This is a genomic window from Microtetraspora sp. AC03309, assembly GCF_020826795.1.
Classification (GTDB): Bacteria; Actinomycetota; Actinomycetes; order Streptosporangiales; family Streptosporangiaceae; genus Microtetraspora; species Microtetraspora glauca.
In genome coordinates this window covers 36,357-52,932 of sequence record NZ_JADDIL010000068.1, presented here as the reverse complement: position 1 = coordinate 52,932, position 16,576 = coordinate 36,357, and the positions used below count along the sequence as shown (strand labels likewise).

The following is a 16,576-nucleotide window of genomic DNA, read 5'->3' as shown; positions in this document are numbered from 1 at the left end:
GGGGTGGGTTCGTGGGAACCGGCTGCTGTTCATGGGCTGATCCTGAGGGTGCTCGCGGTGGTGTGGGGGTGGGCGCGATGGTCTTGCCGGAACGGTTGCCGTGATCTATCGGGGACCGGTGGCGCGGCGTTCGGGGTGGGCGGCGTGGACGTACTTCATGGCGATCTTGCTGCTGATGCCGAAGACGCGCATGAGGTGGATCGGGTCGGCGGTGTGGGCGGCTTCATCGAGGATTCGGTCGCGGCGGAGCCGGCCGGGGCTGATGCCGACGCGTTGGAAGAGCGTGTCGGTGAAGTTGTGGGAGATGGGTGGATGGGAGGGGTCGGCCGCGGTGATCCGGCTGACCGGCAGGTAGGGGTTGGAGGTGCGGGGCCAGAGGCGGCGCCGTTCACGTAGCCAGTCGATGGCCAGGGTGTGGGTGAGCTCGTCGAGGTAGATGGTGTGGCGGCCGGTCGGGCGGGTGACGTGCAGCCGTCCGGTGCCGCAGGGCGGGCAGGAGGTTGTGGGCGGCGGCGGGCGGACGGTCGTCGACGGCAGCCTGGATGTCGGCCGGGGTGATCTCGCGAAGGCTGGCGACGTGGCCCGCCCATGCCTGCAGGACCGGGGCCAGGGCCCAGTACGGCGCCCCTTCTACGTTACGGATCGAGGGTGCAGGGTGTGGCATTCGATGGCTATGGCAGCGAGTCCTGATGGCCAAAGATGCGCGAGCAGCGGGCGTCAAGGGCTGTGGAGTGCGACGGCTGCGGGGCTCGGGCTCAGAATCCCGTTGCCTTGGGCACTGGGTTGCGGGTTCGGCGGCTACGAGAAATGCGGCGTAGCCCCATGCATGTGCGGCCCCCATGCGCGTGCAGCCCCATGCATGTGCAGCCCCATGCATGTGCGCCTACGGCCCCATGTATGCGCACCCCATGCGCGTGCGGCCCCATGTACGTACGGCCCCCATGCACGTACGGCCGCTGCGGTGCGGCCCAAACGTGTGAAACGTGTGCGGGCTAAACGCGTACGGCCCGCGCCGGGTGGGCGCGGGCCGTTCAGGACAGGAGTCATAGATCGGGCATGAGAGGTTCTGGCATCAAAAGGCGACGCCGGGGGTGATCAGGCGACGGTCTCGGGCTCCTCGATCTCGTCGACGGTCCGGCGTGGGCCGGTGAACCACTTCCGCGCCGAGAGGGTCCACCACAGGGCGATGCCCAGCAGTACGGCGCCCACGGCGATCGGTGCGTAGTTCACGGACGTCCAGGCGAAGTCGTCGCTACCCGGCACACCGGCGGGCGCGATCGGCAGGATGAAGTAGACCGAGATCACCGCGATCTCGACCACCGAGATCCAGCCGAGCACCTTGTACTTCGGCCCGAGCGTCCACGGTCCGGGCTGGAAGTCGGCCCCGGCGCGCAGCCGCAGCCAGATCGGGATGAGGAAGGCCAGGTAGAGCCCGATCACCGCGATGGACACCACGGCCAGGAACGCCACGGGCGTGGTCGTGCCCTCGGGGGCGTACAGCGCGGGCAGCGTGATCAGCAACGCGACCGCGCAGCCGCCCAGGATGGCGTTGACCGGAGTGCGGTTGCGGTCCACCCGCGACCAGAGCCGCCAGCCGGGGACCGCGCCGTCGCGGGAGAACGCGTACGTCATCCGCGACATGGAGGTCACGCAGCTCATGCCGCAGAAGAACTGCCCGATCGTGGAGATGCCGAAGATCACCGTCGCGAGCGTGGACGACAACGACGACGTGAAGATGGCGCCGACGAAACCGGCTTCCTTGTTGACGGCGTCCACGTCGGTCGCCGCGAAGAGGAACGACAGCAGCAGGATCCAACCGCCGATCGCCGAATAGAAGATCGACTGCCAGAGGCCCTTCGCCGCGGTCCTGGCCGCGCCGTGGGTCTCCTCGGAGACGTGGGCGCAGGCGTCGAACCCGGTGATCGTGTACTGCGTGAGCAGGAACCCGAGCGGCAGGACGTACAGCCAGAACGCGGGACCGGAGTCACCGGAGCCGAATCCCGAGTTGTTGAACCGCTCGAACAGGAAGCCCACGCTCTGGTGCTCCGACGGCCCGAAGATCAGGATGAGCACGACCGCCGCCGCGCCGAACACATGCCACCACACCGACACGTTCTGCAGGATCGAGATCAGGCGGTGGCTGAAGATGTTGATCAGCGCGTGCAGCACCAGGACGACGGCGAACAGCAGGAACGTCTGCCGCAGGGCGTCGCCCTGGGCCCAGCTGTCGCTGAAACGGCCGATGGTGATGTTGAGGAAGGTGGCGCAGCCGTAGTCGACACTGGCGGTCACCGCGATCAGGCCGATCAGGTTGAGCCAGCCGGTGAACCAGCCGTGGATCGGCTTGCCCAGCTTGGCGGCCCACCAGTAGATGCCACCCGCCGTCGGGTAGGCCGAGACCAGCTCCGCCATGCAGAACCCGATGATCAGGATGAACGCCGAGATCAGGGGCCAGCCTACGGAGATCGCGAGCGGTCCGCCGTTGTTCCACGCCTGGCTGAACGTCGTGAAGCAGCCGGCCAGGATCGAGATGATGGAGAAAGAGATGGCGAAGTTGGAGAACCCGCTCCAGGTCCGCGAGAGCTCCTGTTTGTAGCCGAGTTCGGCGAGTCGTCTGGCGTCGTCGTCGAGGGCTTGCGCCATGAGGCCTCCTCTAACTGGTGGGGGGTATCCGGCCGTCGATGAGATGGCCGAAGCTGGGGGCGTCGAGGTCGCGTACGGCCCGCGCGAACTTGGCGGCGGCCTCGGCGTCGAGATGGAAGTCGAAAAGCGCGCGGTTGCGGATGAGCCCGCAGTGCACGACGAACCACAGCGCCCAGGCGAGGTTGGACATGATCGCGTTCAGCCGTACCCGCGGGGCGTGCCGGTCGTCGCCGAAGTACGCCCGCGTGAGCCGTACGACCTGATCGGGGTCGTAGTCGGCCTCGGCCGCGATGTCGCCGAGCTCGAAGCAGGGATCGTTGTCGCCGGAGAGCTGGTAGTCGACGATGCGGATCTCGGCACCGGCGTCGATCAGGTTCTGGGGGAGCAGGTCGTTGTGGCAGGGGACGGTGGGCAGCGGCGCGGCGGCGAGAGCGGCCTCGATCTCGGCGACCACCGGCAGCCGGTCCGTGTATCCCTCCGGGAGCGTCAATTCGTGCGTACGACAGATGGCGAGCAGCTCGTCGAGCTTCCGGAAGATCGAGAACGAGTTGGCGAACCGCGGTCCGGCGTGCAGGCGCCGACAGGCGGCGGCGACCTTCGTGATCGTCTCGGGGGTGCTCATCACGGCGCCGTCGAGGGTGACGCCGTCGATGTACTCCAGGACCATCGCGCCGGGCAGGACGTGGAGGACCTGGGCGCCCACACCGGTGGCCGCGGCGCACAGCGTGTTGGCGATCTCCTGGTGAAGGGGGACGCCGAGGCCGGTCTCGGCGATCCGGGGGTCCAGTACGCGCAGTAGCCAGCGGTCACCGTCCTCCGTCTCCACACGCGCGATGTGGTGACTGAATCCGCCCTTGATCGTCGTGTGGGTGACCGGCCGACCGGCCCAGTTCGCGACGAGCGCCAGTGCGTCCTGAACGAAGTCTGGCATGGGCGACTCCTTTTGGTCTACCTTCAGACCATTGATCCGATTCTGCAGGCGGGGTGTTACGGAATCAAGCAGCCTCATGTGACATCTGAGGTCGCGGGAAAGGTGCCGATGTCGCGAATTCCAGCCGACGCTCGGGCGGTCGTCATCGGTGGTGGTGTGGCGGGGTGCAGCGTCGCCTACCATCTGGCCAGGCTCGGTTGGACGGACGTGATCCTCGTCGAGCGGCACGATCTGACCGAGGGCACCACCTGGCACTCCGCCGGATTCGTCGGCCAGCTCAGGTCCACCGTCACGCAGACTCGCATGATCATGTACTCCGCCGGGCTCTATCCCGAGTTGCGCGAGCTGACCGGCCTCGACCCCGGATGGCACGGCGTGGGCGGGCTGCGCCTCGCGACGACTCCGGAACGCCACGAGGAGCTCCTGCGTCAGGCGGCGGCGGCCGAGGCGTACGGGCTCGACATGGAGGTGCTCGACCAGGCGGGGACGCTGGACCGGCTTCCCCTGCTGGAGGTCGCCGACGTGCGCGCCGCGCTGTGGCTTCCCGGCGACGGCTGGCTCGATCCCGCACGCCTGGGTCTGGCGCTGGCCGAGGGCGCCCGCCGGCTCGGCGTACGGATCTTCACCGGAGTCGAGGTCACCGGCATCGACGTGGCCGAAGGGCCCGGGGGCGCCGAGGTGCGTGCCGTACGGCTGCGCGGCGGGTCGGGTGGCGGGGCAGGTCGAGAGTCGGGTCGAGAGTCGGGTCGAGAGTTGGTGGTGCGGACCGGGACGGTGGTGAACGCGGCGGGGGCGGCGGCGGGTGTGGTCGGCCGGCTGGCGGGCGTGAACGTGCCGATCGTGCCGATCAAGCACCAGTACGTCGTCACCGAGCCGAAGGGCGTGCCGGCGGAGACGCCGACCGTGCGGGACCCGGACAACATCGTGTATTTCCGGGAGGAGGACGGCGGCATCCTCGTCGGGGGATACATCAGGACTCCACAGGTCTGGGACACCGCCCGCCCGCTCGCCGAACCCCGCACGCTTTTCGCCCCCGATATGCCGAAATTTCAGGAATCGTGGTTATCGGCGGTGCGACGGGTTCCCCTCCTGGGCGACGTCGGGACCGGGCAGGACGCGGGCGAGTTCCGCAGCGTCGTGCACGGCCCTGAGGCGTTCACCCCGGACGGCGAGTTCCTGCTGGGGGAGACCGCGACGCGAGGATTCTGGGTAGCCGCCGGATTCTGCGTGCACGGCCTGGCCGCCGCGGGCGGCGTGGGCAAGGTCATGGCCGAGTGGATCGTCGACGGCACGCCCGAATACGACGTCTTCGGAATGGACATCCATCGATTCGGCGGGCACGCGCGCTCGTCGCGGTGGGCGCGCGCCAAGGCGCTTGACTCGTACAGCAAGTACTACAACATCGTCTATCCGGGCGAGGAGCGCACCGCCGCCCGTCCGCTCCGCAGGCCACCCGCGTGGGTACGGCATACCGAGCTGAAGGCGTCCTTCGGGGAGAAGGCGGGCTGGGAACGCGTCAACTGGTTCGAGTCCAACGCCGATCAACCGGACTCCGATGGTGTGGTGGCCGACAGGCTGTGCGCCGAGGCCGTGGGGTCGGGGGCTACCGAGCTCGGGGTCTGGGCCGCGCCGAGGGGGTGGGCGGGGAGGGTCTGGTCGCCCGCGATCGGACGCGAGTGCCTGGCCACCCAGAACAGCGCGGGGCTCTTTGACCAGACTTCCTTCGCGAAACTCGAAATTTCCGGTCATGGCGCATTGGCCATGCTCGAACGCGCCTGCGCCGGACGGATCGACCGGCCGGTCGGCACCGTCGTCTACACGCAACTCCTCAACGAACGTGGCGGCATCGAGGCCGACGTGACCGTGACCCGGCTCGCCCGGGACCGGTTCCGCCTGGTCACAGGTACGGCCTTCGGCGTCCACGACGCCGCCTGGCTGCGCCGGCGGCACATCGCAACCGACGCCGAGAGCGGGCTCGGGGGCAGAGCCGAGAGCGAGATCGGGAACGGTGCCGGGAGGGCGATCGAGAACGGCGTCGAGATTCGGGACGTCACCTCGACGTACGCCTGCTACTGCCTGTGGGGTCCGAAGGCGTACGACATCCTGAGTGGCCTCACGGACGACGACCTGACATTCGGCTACCTGCGAGCGCGTGAGATCAGCGTCGGCCACGTTCCCGTGCTGGCCCAGCGGGTGACCTTCGTGGGCGAGTTCGGCTGGGAGCTCTACTGCCCGGTCGAATACGGCCTGACCCTGTGGGACACGCTGATGGACGCCGGGCTGCCGCACGGCATGCTGCCCGCCGGTTACAAGGCCATCGACGCGTTGCGGCTGGAGAAGGGCTACCGCGTCTGGGGCCTGGACATCACGCCCGAGACGACACCGCTTGAGGCCGGTCTCGGCTTCGCCGTACGCGAGGAGACGAGGACCGCGTTGCCCGAGCCCCGCCAGACGCTGCGCTGCCTGATCGTGGACGACCCCCGCGAGGTCTGTCTCGGCGGCGAGCCGATCAGGCCCGTCCATCACGACGCCCCGTCATCCACGCGGCCGTTCGCGTCCTCCGCCTCACCGACGTCGTCATCCGGAGCCCCACCAAAGCCGACCACGCCGACCACGTCCATCACGTCGACTACGTCGATCTCGCGGGTGACCAGCGGCGGGTACGGCTACCGCGTCCGCCGCTCGATCGCGTACGCGTACCTGCCTGTCGAAATCACCGGACGGGTGGAGATCGGGATCAACGGAGGGTGGGTGGGGGCGCGGATCGTGTCCGAGCCGCCCTACGACCCCGGAAACACCCGCATCCGTAGCACGCCCTGGCAGGAGGCGTGATCTCCGGCATGCGGCGGCGAGCGATCGACGTCGTGAGAGTGGCTCCGACGATCTGTGCGTGAACGCCAACACCCACCTGATCAGGGCTCTCGGGTGTGAGTTCGAGGCCGCCCTGACCATGAACGTCGTGGACGCCGGCGGCTACGCCCGGATCAGCGCTTCGTCGCGTGAACGCGGTCACTTTCGGGAGCGCTCCAAGAATGCTCCGGGAGTGAACGCTCGACCTCGCCCGATCACGGGGGCAGTTCGGCCCGGGTGGGCAGGCCCTGCCACGGGCTCGGACTGGCCACGGCGAACGCGGCCACGGCGATGCCCCGCTTGAGCCGGTCGGCCGGATGCAGCCCGTCGAGCATCGCGCTCAGATATCCCGCCACGAAGGCACCACCGACCTCGGTCGCGTCCACCGCCGTGACGGGGGCGGCCTGGGTGTCGTAGCGCAGCCCGTCCACTGTCGCGCTCGCCCCCTTGGACCCCCGGGTGACGACGAGTTCGGGGATCGTGCCGATCACGGAATCGACGAGGCTCAGCTCGTCCTGATTGGCGAAGAGCACGTCGGCGGACGCGGCCAGCTCGGTCAGACCCTGCCGCGCCTCGTCCACGCTCTCCCAGAGGTACGGCCGGTGGTTGACGTCCACGGAGACCAGGACCCCCGCGTCCCTCGCCAGCTTGACCGCGTGGTGGACCGCGCTCCAGGAGAACCCGCTCAGCGCGAGCGTGATGCCGGTGACGTGCAGGATCCGTGCCGACTGTACGGCCTCGGCCGGCACGTCGCCGGTGGAGAGCCGAGATCCGGCCGATCCCGCCCGGTAGTAGACGGCGTGCGTCGCCCGCCCGATCCGGCGTTGCCGTACGACCAGGCCGGTGGAGGCCGTCTCGTCGACCCGGACGGAGGAGACGTCCACCCCCTCGCCGCGCAGCGTCGTCAGGGCGCGGGCGCCCAGTTCGTCGGAGCTGACCCGACCCAGCCAGCCGACGGAATGTCCCAGCCGGGCCAGCCCGACCGCCATGGTCAGCTCGGGCCCTTCCATGTCGAGCCGGGCGGTGCCGTCGTGCCGGAGCCGGTCGGCGGACACGACGCCGAGAACCTCGCCGAGCGTGAACACCTCGGACCCGGCGGCCGGCAGCATATTGCCGGTAGAAACAGTCATGTATGTCTTTCTCCGCGATCGATCGCGAACGATGCGGAAAAGCATGACAGAGGCGGCTCCGCGTCGGGAAGTGTCAGAGCGATCAAGAACGCCGTCGTATGCCCCTCACCGCGCCCCGAGACCGCGGGGCGCTCGCGGGTGGCCCGGAAGTTCGGCGGGGCAACGAGATCCAGCGACGTCAAAGGGGTGCGGAGGGCTCAGCGGAGCGCCCCAGCATCCGCCGGAAAGCTCCGGCCGCCCCGCAGGGCCCTGGGGAAATATCTCCTCGGACAGGCCTCCGCCGGACCGTCTGAACGGTCCGGCGGCTGAGTTCGCCGTGTGGGGTGGGCCGGCCGGGGTGCCGACGCCGGGGCGTGTCTCAGATGTCGAGCAGGTCGCGTGCCGACTCCACGGTGACGGACGCCCGGATCCAGGCGTCGAGCCGGCCGAGGTCCGAGCAGTCCGCGATGGCGGAACGGACGTCGTCAGGCAGGTCGAGGCCGCGTGCGGAGAGCACTGCGAAGATCGCTTCGGCCTTGCCCTCGGCCTTGCCTTCCACCAGGCCTTCGGCCTTTCCTTCGACCAGGCCTTCGGCCTTGCCCCTGGCCACGTTGTCGCGGGCCCAGTCGCTGAGGAATTCACGGGTTTCGGTCTGCATGAGATTCTCCAGGTGCTCCCAGATCTTGTGGGGCAGCGCCGCACGTACCATGTCAGCGTATAGGGCGCCTCGTTCGGGATCGAGCTTGTGCACGGCGGTGAGCAGGGCGTTCAGGATGTCGGGACCCTCTGGCGTCGTCGCATGAGTGATCACCGAGAGGACGGCGAGTTCCGGATCCTCGGCGGCCTCCAGCGGGCTGAGGATCATGGGGACATCGGTCGGGCCGGCGACGAGCGGACTGAGGACCAGACCGGGGTGGCCCAGTCCGATGGGTTGCCGGGACCAGCGGGCCACTCCCGGGTCCGGGCAGATCACCAGCAGGATCGACGGGCATTTCATCCGGTTGCGAAGGCTGATGAGGTACATCGGCCAGCTCCAGTGCTTGTCGGGATCCCGGTCCCTTTGCACCTCCACGACGACGGCGAGGACCGGCTCGGGACGAGCGTCGGCACGCTCGCGACTGAGTACGATCACCGAGTCCGCCCGCAGCTCGGCCGGGGTCACCTCGGTGAGATCTCCCGATTCAACCGCCGCGTGATCGTAATCGGGGAGCCGGACATGCAGGCTTTCCGCGAGGAGTTCGGCCGCCAGTTGGGGACGTTCATAGAACAGGCGCACGATGGCTTCATGTTGGATTGTGGGCACGGCGTGACGGTAGGAGTGGTCGCCTGTCTGGAGTGCCGATTCTTGTATCTCCGTAATCGAAAAGTTACTCTCAGTGACTGATTTGGAGGGCTATCGGGTCATTGATCTGGGGTGCCAGATCGAATGCCGGAGATCTAGTCGCCGAAGGCGTCGACGGCGGCCTGGCAGAACGCTTTGAGATCGTCAGGCTTGCGACTGGTGATCAGCGTGTTCGCCCCGTCGGTGTCGACCACGACCTCCTGGTCCACCCAGTTCGCCCCCGCGTTGCGCAGGTCGGTCCGGAGGCTCGGCCACGAGGTCACCGTACGGCCGCGGACCGCGTCGGCCTCGATCAGCGTCCACGGTCCGTGGCAGATGGCGGCCACGGGCTTGCCCGCGTCGAAGAACGCCTTCGTGAACTCGACGGCCTTGGGCTCCGTACGGAGCATGTCGGGGTTGGCGACCCCGCCGGGAAGGATCAGCCCGTCGAACTCCGAGGCGGAGACCTGGTCGAGGGTCGAGTCGACCGGGAACGACTCCGCCTTGTCCAGGTGATGGAACGCCTGGATCGTGCCCGGATCGGTGGAGATCAGTCGAGGGTTGCCGCCCGCGTGCTGTACGGCCTTCCACGGCTCGGTGAGCTCGACCTGCTCGACGCCCTCCGGGGCGACGAGGAACGCGATCGTCTTGCCCTGGATCATGTCTGCTCCCTCGCGCCGGTTCACCTGCGATTTCGTCGGTTTTTGACCGACCTGCCCAGCGATCGGGGATCTATGCGGGAACGTGGGTAGAGGACCGGCATGCCATGGTTCGTCGGCACCTCCGGCTGGCAGTACGCCGACTGGGGAGACCGGCTGTACTCCGGAGCGCCGCATCGGCTCTGGCTCGAAAGGTACGGCGAGGCGTTCTCCACGGTGGAGAACAACAACGCCTTCTACCGGCTGCCGTCACGGGAGACCTTCGAGTCGTGGGGCGAGCGCACTCCCGGCGATTTCGTCATGGCGGTCAAGGCGAGTCGTTTCCTCACCCACATCAAGCGGCTCAAGGATCCCGAGGAGCCGGTCGAACGGCTGCTCGGGATGGCGGAGGGCCTCGGTTCCAAACTCGGTCCGATCCTCCTGCAGCTCCCGCCCACGCTGGCGGTGGACTGTGAGCGGCTCCACCACTGTCTGGCCCGGTTCCCCGGCAAAGTACGGGTGGCGGTGGAGTTCCGGCACACCTCGTGGTGGACCGAAGAAGTGCGCGAGACACTGGGCGAGTTCGGTGCCGCCCTCTGCTGGGCCGACAGCCTGGGCCGCCCGCTGAACCCGCTGTGGCGGACCGCGCGCTGGGCCTACCTCCGGCTCCACGAGGGCCTGGCCCGGCCGCTTCCCTCGTACGGTGACCGGGCGTTGCGTTCGTGGCTGGACCGGCTGGGGGACGTACCGGACGCCTACGTGTACTTCAACAACGATCACGGCGGCGCCGCCGTACGCGACGCGCTGCGGTTCGCCGACCTGGCCCGCCACGCCGGTCGCCGCGTGAGCCGTACCGGCGTCGAGGGCTCGGCCGAGGAGGCGGCCGGAGACTGAAGCGGGATCGCCCGCCGTGACTCCGTCACATCGCGGGCCGGTCAGGCACTGTGCTCGACGGCCAGCCGGGTGAGCTCGACCCGGGACCGGATGTCCAGCTTTCTGAAGATCTGCCGCAGGTGGAACGCCACCGTGTGCACGCTGATGAACATCTGCTCGGCGACCTGGCGATTCGTCCATCCCTGCGCGACCAGGAGTGACACGGCGCGCTCGGTGTCGGTGAGGCTGTCCCACCCGGTGACCGGCCTGTCGGCGTAGCTCCAATGGCGGCGGCGCACCCCCTCCTGGCGCAACCGGCGGCGGACCCGGGCGGTGTCCCGCGTGGCGGCCGACTCTCCGTATCCGGCGAGGGCGCGGTTCAGGCTCTCGATCCCGGCCGCCTGGTCGCCGGTACGGCACAGGAGCACCCCGAGGTCCTCCTCCGCCGAGGCCCGCGACCAGGGATCGGCGGCTCGGTCCGCCGCCAGCGCGAGCGCGCGGGGGTCGCCGTCGATCAGGCCGCGCGCGTGTGAGACTCCGGCGCGGGGAACGCCGGAATGGCCTGCGGGCAGCCGGTCCAGGGCGGTCGCGACGAGCTCGGCCCGCCTCAGGTCACCGGTGCGGAGCGCGACGCGGACCAGCCAGACGGCGCAGCCCGGTTCTCCGGCGAGCACCCATGGATGCCGTGTCAGCCCGGAATAGACGTCATCCCGGAGCAGCTGCTCCATCGCGCGTTCCGCGCCCTCGCCCGCTTCGGTCGCGCGTCCCGAGGCCATGGACCGGATCAGGTCGTCGCCGCCGGGACACGCCCGTACGGACGGGTGGCCGGGAGGCCGGGCCGGCGCGTGGGCGAGCGACGCGCGCAGATCGCCGCGCCGCAGTGCGACCGTGACCAGCACGGACGCTGCGAGCGAGCCGATCAAGCCGGTCGCCGGGGTGCCGTCGGCGCGCAGGCACGTCCGCGCGTCGGCGGCTGCCTCGTCGAGCCGTCCCGACGCGAGAGCCGTACGGGCGCGCAGGACGGCATGGCCGCGCGCCCGGTCCGCGTCCGTCCAGCCGGTTTCGGCCGCCGCCGGGGGTGTGGCGGGAACCATGCCGAGGAGGGAACGCGCCTCGTCCGGCCTGCGGGCGTCGGCGAGCAGCAGGGCGAGGGCGAACCGCTCCTGTCCGGCGGCCACGCCGTCGCTGATCTCGCTGATGTCGCTGCTGTCCCGGTCTCCGGCGCCCCCGTGGCCGAAGTGGTCGAAGCGGCCAAAGTGGCCGAAATCATCGGGTCCGCCGAGACGGCCGGCGCGACCGGAACAGCGTTCGGCCTGGTGGCAGAGGGCGAGCCGCAGCGGCCGGGGCAGGCCGGTCAGCACGGCCCGCCAGACCAGCTCGTGCCGGAAGGCGAGATCGTCCCGGACCGCCACCAGCAGGCCGGCCTCGAGCGCCTCCTCCAGCGCGGGGAGCAGCATCGCGGGTGACGCGCCGAGCAACTCGGACACGTCGTCGGGCGAGAACGACCGCCCGAGGACGGCGGCCGCCTCCACCAGGTGGCGGGCCTCGCGGCCCAACCCGTCCAGGCGGTGCCGTACGAGCACTCGTACGCGGCGCGGGAGCACGGGGGACAGCAGCCGGGCGCATCCGCCCGCGATCTCGACCGCGCCCTCGTCGCGCAGCCCGTCGACGAGCTCGACCAGCAGGTACGGGTTGCCTCCCGCGCCGGAGGCGAACGCGAGCAGTTCCGGTTCTGGCCGGGCGTCCAGCAGGTCGGCCACGATCCGGGCGACGGCGTCGTCCGGCAGCGGGCCGAGCGTCATCCTGTGGGCGCCGTGCCGTTCCAGGACGTCGAAGAGCCGCTCCGCCTCGTGCCTCTGGCCGCCGGTCGAGCGGGCGAGGATCCAGGCGAGCGGACGGGACGACAACCGGCACTGGAGGGTGCGCACCGCCATGAGTGTGGCCGGGTCGGCCCAGTGGAGATCGTCCAGGGTGACCAGCAGCGGGCCGGTGGCCATCCGCTTCTCCATGTGGATCCGCAGGCGTTCCAGCCGGGTCTCCAACCCCTCGGAAGCGGGGTCGTCCTCGGCGGGCATGTCGTCGAAGGCGGACAGGATCGGGTTCAGGGGGATGAGCCGGTCGAGTTCCTCGGCGCCGCCCGTCGCCAGGCCGAACCCCCGCATGGACGCCTGCGCCGCCGCCCGGGTGAGCAGGGTCGTCTTGCCGGTGCCCGGCTCGCCGTCGATCAGCAGGACGCCGTCCTCACCGGTTCCGGCCCGTTCCAGCACCCCGGCGACGGCGGCCTCTTCGCATGCGCGCATCGCATGTCCCCCGAAAGATGTCATGCCGCGAAATACCTGGTCAGTTGATGTGACGGCTACCCGTATCCGTGACGACTACACGATTTGACGGTGTGGCCCGGCGACCGGCAGGCGACGCTCAGAAGAGGGCCCGCCGCGTGAAGGCGCCTCATGAGGGCATGTCGGACCCCGCGATGGCGCGCGCGCCAATCGGACCAGGACGTACGTGCCGGGTGTGCCCGGACGGTCAGGCAGTCAGGTGAGGGAGCACCGCATGGCGAAGGCAGTCGGCATCGATCTGGGCACCACGAACTCCGTGATCGCGGCGATGGAAGGCGGGCAGCCGTCGGTGATCCCCAATGTGGAGGGATCGCGGACCACCCCCTCGGTGGTGGCGTTCACCGACCAGGGCGAACGCCTCGTCGGCCAGCTCGCCCGGCGGCAGGCGATCCTGAACCCGAAGGGCACGATCTACTCGTCCAAGCGCTTCATCGGACGCCGCTACGACGAGGTCACCAGCGAGATGAACGCGGTGTCCTTCGACGTGGTCGAGGGACCCGGCGGCGCGGTGCGCTTCCAGGTGCGCAACAAGCAGTACGCCCCGGAGGAGATCTCCGCCCTGGTGATCAGGAAGCTCGTCGCGGACGCCGGGAAGTTCCTCGGCGAGAAGATCACCGAAGCCGTCATCACGGTGCCCGCGTACTTCAACGACGCCCAGCGGCAGGCCACCAAGGACGCCGGCAAGATCGCCGGCATCGAGGTCCTGCGGATCATCAACGAGCCCACCGCGGCCGCCCTGGCGTACGGGCTGGACAAGAAGGAGAACGAGACCGTCCTCGTCTTCGACCTCGGCGGCGGCACGTTCGACGTGAGCATCCTGGACATCGGCGAGGGCGTGGTGGAGGTGCGCTCCACCTCCGGGGACACCCACCTCGGCGGCGACGACTTCGACCGCAGGGTCGTCGACCACCTGGCCGACGAGTTCCAGCGGCAGGAGGGCATCGACCTCAGGCGCGACCCGCAGGCGCTCCAGCGGCTGTTCGAAGCGGCGGAGAAGGCCAAGGTCGAGCTGTCGTCGGTCACCCAGACCACGGTCAGTCTGCCGTTCATCACCGCGGACGCCAACGGCCCCAAGCACCTGAACACGACGCTGATGCGCTCGACCTTCGAGCAGATCACCGCCGACCTGGTGGAGCGCTGCACCAAGCCGGTGGAGCAGGCGATGGCCGACGCGAAGCTCACCCCCGACGACATCGACGAGGTCATCCTGGTCGGCGGTTCGACGCGCATGCCCGCCGTGCAGAACCTGGTACGCCGGATGACCGGGGGCAAGGACCCCAACATGACCGTCAACCCGGACGAGGTCGTGGCCATCGGCGCGGCCGCCCAGGCGGCGATCATCAAGGGCGAGGTCAAGGACGTCCTGCTGCTCGACGTCACCCCGCTGTCGCTGGGCGTCGAGACCCTCGGCGGAGTGATGACCAAGGTCATCGAGCGGAACACGACGATCCCCGCCCGCCGGACGGAGACGTTCAGCACGGCGGAGGACAACCAGAGCGCCGTGGACGTGATCGTGCTCCAGGGCGAGCGCGAGCGGGCCGCGGACAACCGCGTCCTCGGCCGGTTCCGCCTGGAGAACATCCGGCCCGCGCAGCGCGGTACGCCGCAGGTCGAGGTGACGTTCGACATCGACGCGAACGGCATTCTCAACGTGTCCGCCAAGGACAAGGACACCGGAGGGGAGCAGCGCATCACGATCAGCGAGAGCTCCAACCTGGACACGTCCGAGGTGGACCGCATGGTCGCCGACGCCGAGCAGCACCGCGGGGAGGACACCAGGCTCCGCGAGTTGATCGACGCGCGCAACGAGCTGGACACGGTCGCCTACGCCGTCGAACGCCGGGTGAACGAGCTCGGCCAGGCGGTGCCCGTACACGAGAAGGCGCGGGCGGAGACGCTGGTCACGGACGCGCGGCAGGCGATCAAGGAGGAGGTGCCGATCGACCGGCTCCGCTCCCTCACCGCCGAACTCCAGCAGGTCTACCACGGTCTCGGCGCGTCCTCGGCGGCTCAGGGGCCTCCTGGGGAGGCCGGGCCGGGCCGCCCGCCCGGAGGCGAGGGCGGCGAGGACGTCATCGACGCCGAGTTCACCACCTCGGACTGACCCATGGCCGAGCGCGAGGAGGGCAGGCCCGGGGGCCACGACGAGAACCGGAACGAGGTCGCCGAGAACGAGGTCGACGAGCGGGTGGCCGAGCTGGAGGGCCGGTGGTTGCGCGCCGTCGCCGAGCTGGACACCGTACGCCGCCGGATGGCCGGGGACGTGGAGCGCCAGCGTATGGAGGAGCGGACCAGGGTGGCCGCCGAGTGGCTGCCCGTGCTCGACAACCTCGAACTCGCCCTGCGCCATGCCGGAGACGGCGCTCTCGGTCCCGCCGACGCGGTGATCGAGGGCGTACGTGCGGTGCGGGACCAGGCGGTCGCGGTCCTGAGCAGGCTGGGCTTCCCACGCCAGGACGTCGCCGGGCAGAAGTTCGACCCGGCCCTGCACGAGGCGGTCGGCGCCGTACCCGACCGGGACGCGGCGCCCGGGACGATCGTCGAGGTCGTACGGCCGGGCTACGGCGACGCGGAGCACCTGCTCCGGCCCGCGTCCGTGGTCGTCTCCACGAAGGCGGACTGAGGGCGGACCGATGGCGGGTGACTTCTACGAGGTACTGGGCGTTCCGCGGACCGCGAGCCAGCAGGAGATCCAGCGCGCCTACCGCAAGCTCGCCCGGTCCTACCACCCTGACGTGAACAAGGATCCGGGTGCCGAGGACCGCTTCAAGGAGATCTCGGAGGCCTACCAGGTGTTGTCCGACCCGGAGACGCGCAAACGGTACGACGCGTTCGGCCCGGACTTCCGCCAGGTGCCCCCGGACGTGGACCCCGAGACGTGGGCCCGCGCCCGCGCCGGAGCCGGGGCCAGGGCGGGTGCCGGGGCACGCGGCGCGCCTGAGTGGGAGTTCGCCGGCGGCGACTTCGCGGGTGGGGACTTCGAGGACATCCTGGGCGGGATCTTCGGCGGTCGCCGGGGCGGCCGTCGGTGGGGGCCGGTACCCGGCGCCGACCAGGAGGCCGAGATCACGGTCACGGTCGAGGACGCCTACCGGGGCGCCCGCCGCTCACTCACGCTCCCCACCGGCCGGAGGGTCGACGTCTCCATCCCCGCCGGGGTCACCGAGGGGCAGCGCATCAGGCTGGCCGGTCAGGGCGGCCACGGCAGCGAGGGCGCGCCCGCGGGCGATCTCTACCTCATCGTCAGGATCGCGCCGCATCCCCGCTACGAGGTCAGGGGCAGGAACATCCACGTCGCGCTCCCGCTGGCCCCCTGGGAGGCGGCGCTCGGCGCGACGGTCGCGGTCGACACGCCGGGCGGCGAGGCCAAGGTGCGGGTCCCTGCCGGGACGTCCACCGGCCGTCACCTGCGGTTGCGCGGCCGGGGCCTGCCCAACCCGCGCGGTACGCCGGGCGACCTGCTCGCGGAGGCCAAGGTCATGGTGCCGCCGCATCTCACCGACGAGGAGCGGCGGCTGTTCGAGGAGCTGTCCGCGGTCTCCGGCTTCGACCCGAGGAGCCGCCGATGAGCTACGCACTCGTCCGGATGGACCTGCCGCGGATGGACCTGGACACGTTCGCGCGGGCCGCGAACCTGCATCCCGAGCTCGTGCGGCGGCTCGTCGCGCTCGGGCTGCTCGACGCCGCGCCCGACGCGACCGGCCGGCTCTGCCTCGCTCCGTCACAGCTCGCCGTGGTCGCCCGGATCCAGCGGCTGCGCGCCGGTTTCGCCGTCAACTACGCCTCGGTCGGCCTGGTGATCGACCTGCTCGATCGCGTGGCCGAACTGGAGGCCGCCCTGCGAGCCCGCTCGCGTACGACCGGAGGTTGAT

The 16,576-nt window shown here is 70.0% G+C and carries 13 protein-coding genes; 7 read left to right on the top strand and 6 right to left on the bottom strand.

Annotated features, from left to right (window positions below; all coding sequences use genetic code 11):
* Positions 1-396, top strand: a 396-nt coding sequence (locus IMZ11_RS32060) for a hypothetical protein (RefSeq protein ID WP_228646160.1), incomplete at its 5' end; no start/stop codon positions are given.
* A 699-nt stretch (positions 397-1,095) separates the two neighbouring features.
* Here the strand turns inward: IMZ11_RS32060 and IMZ11_RS32055 are convergent.
* Positions 1,096-2,643, bottom strand: a complete 1,548-nt coding sequence (locus IMZ11_RS32055) for an amino acid permease (protein ID WP_061258172.1) — start codon at positions 2,641-2,643, stop codon at positions 1,096-1,098.
* Between the two features lie 10 nt (positions 2,644-2,653).
* Entirely contained in the window at positions 2,654-3,574 is a 921-nt protein-coding gene (locus IMZ11_RS32050) for a phosphotransferase (protein ID WP_228646159.1), read from the bottom strand.
* A gap of 108 nt (positions 3,575-3,682) precedes the next feature.
* On the opposite strand from IMZ11_RS32050, the gene IMZ11_RS32045 reads away from it, so the two are divergent.
* Positions 3,683-6,406, top strand: a complete 2,724-nt coding sequence (locus tag IMZ11_RS32045; RefSeq protein WP_228646158.1) for an FAD-dependent oxidoreductase — start codon at positions 3,683-3,685, stop codon at positions 6,404-6,406.
* 233 nt (positions 6,407-6,639) lie between these two features.
* Here IMZ11_RS32045 and IMZ11_RS32040 read toward each other — a convergent pair whose 3' ends face one another.
* From IMZ11_RS32040 to IMZ11_RS32030, 3 genes are all read right to left on the bottom strand, one after another.
* A complete protein-coding gene (locus tag IMZ11_RS32040) occupies positions 6,640-7,554 on the bottom strand; it encodes a sugar kinase (protein ID WP_228646157.1) in 915 nt (304 codons plus the stop codon).
* Between the two features lie 358 nt (positions 7,555-7,912).
* Positions 7,913-8,836 (bottom strand): hypothetical protein, encoded by a 924-nt coding sequence (locus tag IMZ11_RS32035; RefSeq protein ID WP_228646156.1) that lies wholly within the window; start codon positions 8,834-8,836, stop codon positions 7,913-7,915.
* A 134-nt stretch (positions 8,837-8,970) separates the two neighbouring features.
* Positions 8,971-9,516: a type 1 glutamine amidotransferase domain-containing protein gene (locus IMZ11_RS32030; protein WP_228646155.1), complete on the bottom strand. Its 546-nt coding sequence runs from the start codon at positions 9,514-9,516 to the stop codon at positions 8,971-8,973.
* A 99-nt stretch (positions 9,517-9,615) separates the two neighbouring features.
* Between IMZ11_RS32030 and IMZ11_RS32025 the strand changes: the two genes are divergently transcribed.
* Positions 9,616-10,386 (top strand): DUF72 domain-containing protein, encoded by a 771-nt coding sequence (locus IMZ11_RS32025; RefSeq protein WP_228646154.1) that lies wholly within the window; start codon positions 9,616-9,618, stop codon positions 10,384-10,386.
* A gap of 41 nt (positions 10,387-10,427) precedes the next feature.
* Here IMZ11_RS32025 and IMZ11_RS32020 read toward each other — a convergent pair whose 3' ends face one another.
* Positions 10,428-12,665, bottom strand: a complete 2,238-nt coding sequence (locus IMZ11_RS32020; protein ID WP_228646153.1) for a LuxR family transcriptional regulator — start codon at positions 12,663-12,665, stop codon at positions 10,428-10,430.
* 253 nt (positions 12,666-12,918) lie between these two features.
* Between IMZ11_RS32020 and dnaK the strand changes: the two genes are divergently transcribed.
* The 4 genes from dnaK to IMZ11_RS32000 are packed head-to-tail and all read left to right on the top strand — an operon-like array spanning position 12,919 to position 16,575.
* Entirely contained in the window at positions 12,919-14,808 is a 1,890-nt protein-coding gene (dnaK, locus tag IMZ11_RS32015; RefSeq protein WP_228646152.1) for a molecular chaperone DnaK, read from the top strand.
* Between the two features lie 3 nt (positions 14,809-14,811).
* On the top strand, positions 14,812-15,327 hold the full coding sequence (locus IMZ11_RS32010; RefSeq protein ID WP_061258180.1) for a nucleotide exchange factor GrpE: 516 nt from the start codon (positions 14,812-14,814) through the stop codon (positions 15,325-15,327).
* Between the two features lie 10 nt (positions 15,328-15,337).
* Entirely contained in the window at positions 15,338-16,273 is a 936-nt protein-coding gene (locus tag IMZ11_RS32005) for a DnaJ C-terminal domain-containing protein (protein ID WP_228646151.1), read from the top strand.
* A complete protein-coding gene (locus tag IMZ11_RS32000) occupies positions 16,270-16,575 on the top strand; it encodes a chaperone modulator CbpM (protein ID WP_061258182.1) in 306 nt (101 codons plus the stop codon). The genes IMZ11_RS32005 and IMZ11_RS32000 overlap by 4 nt, the downstream gene beginning before the upstream one ends.
* Position 16,576: the final 1 nt, after the last annotated feature.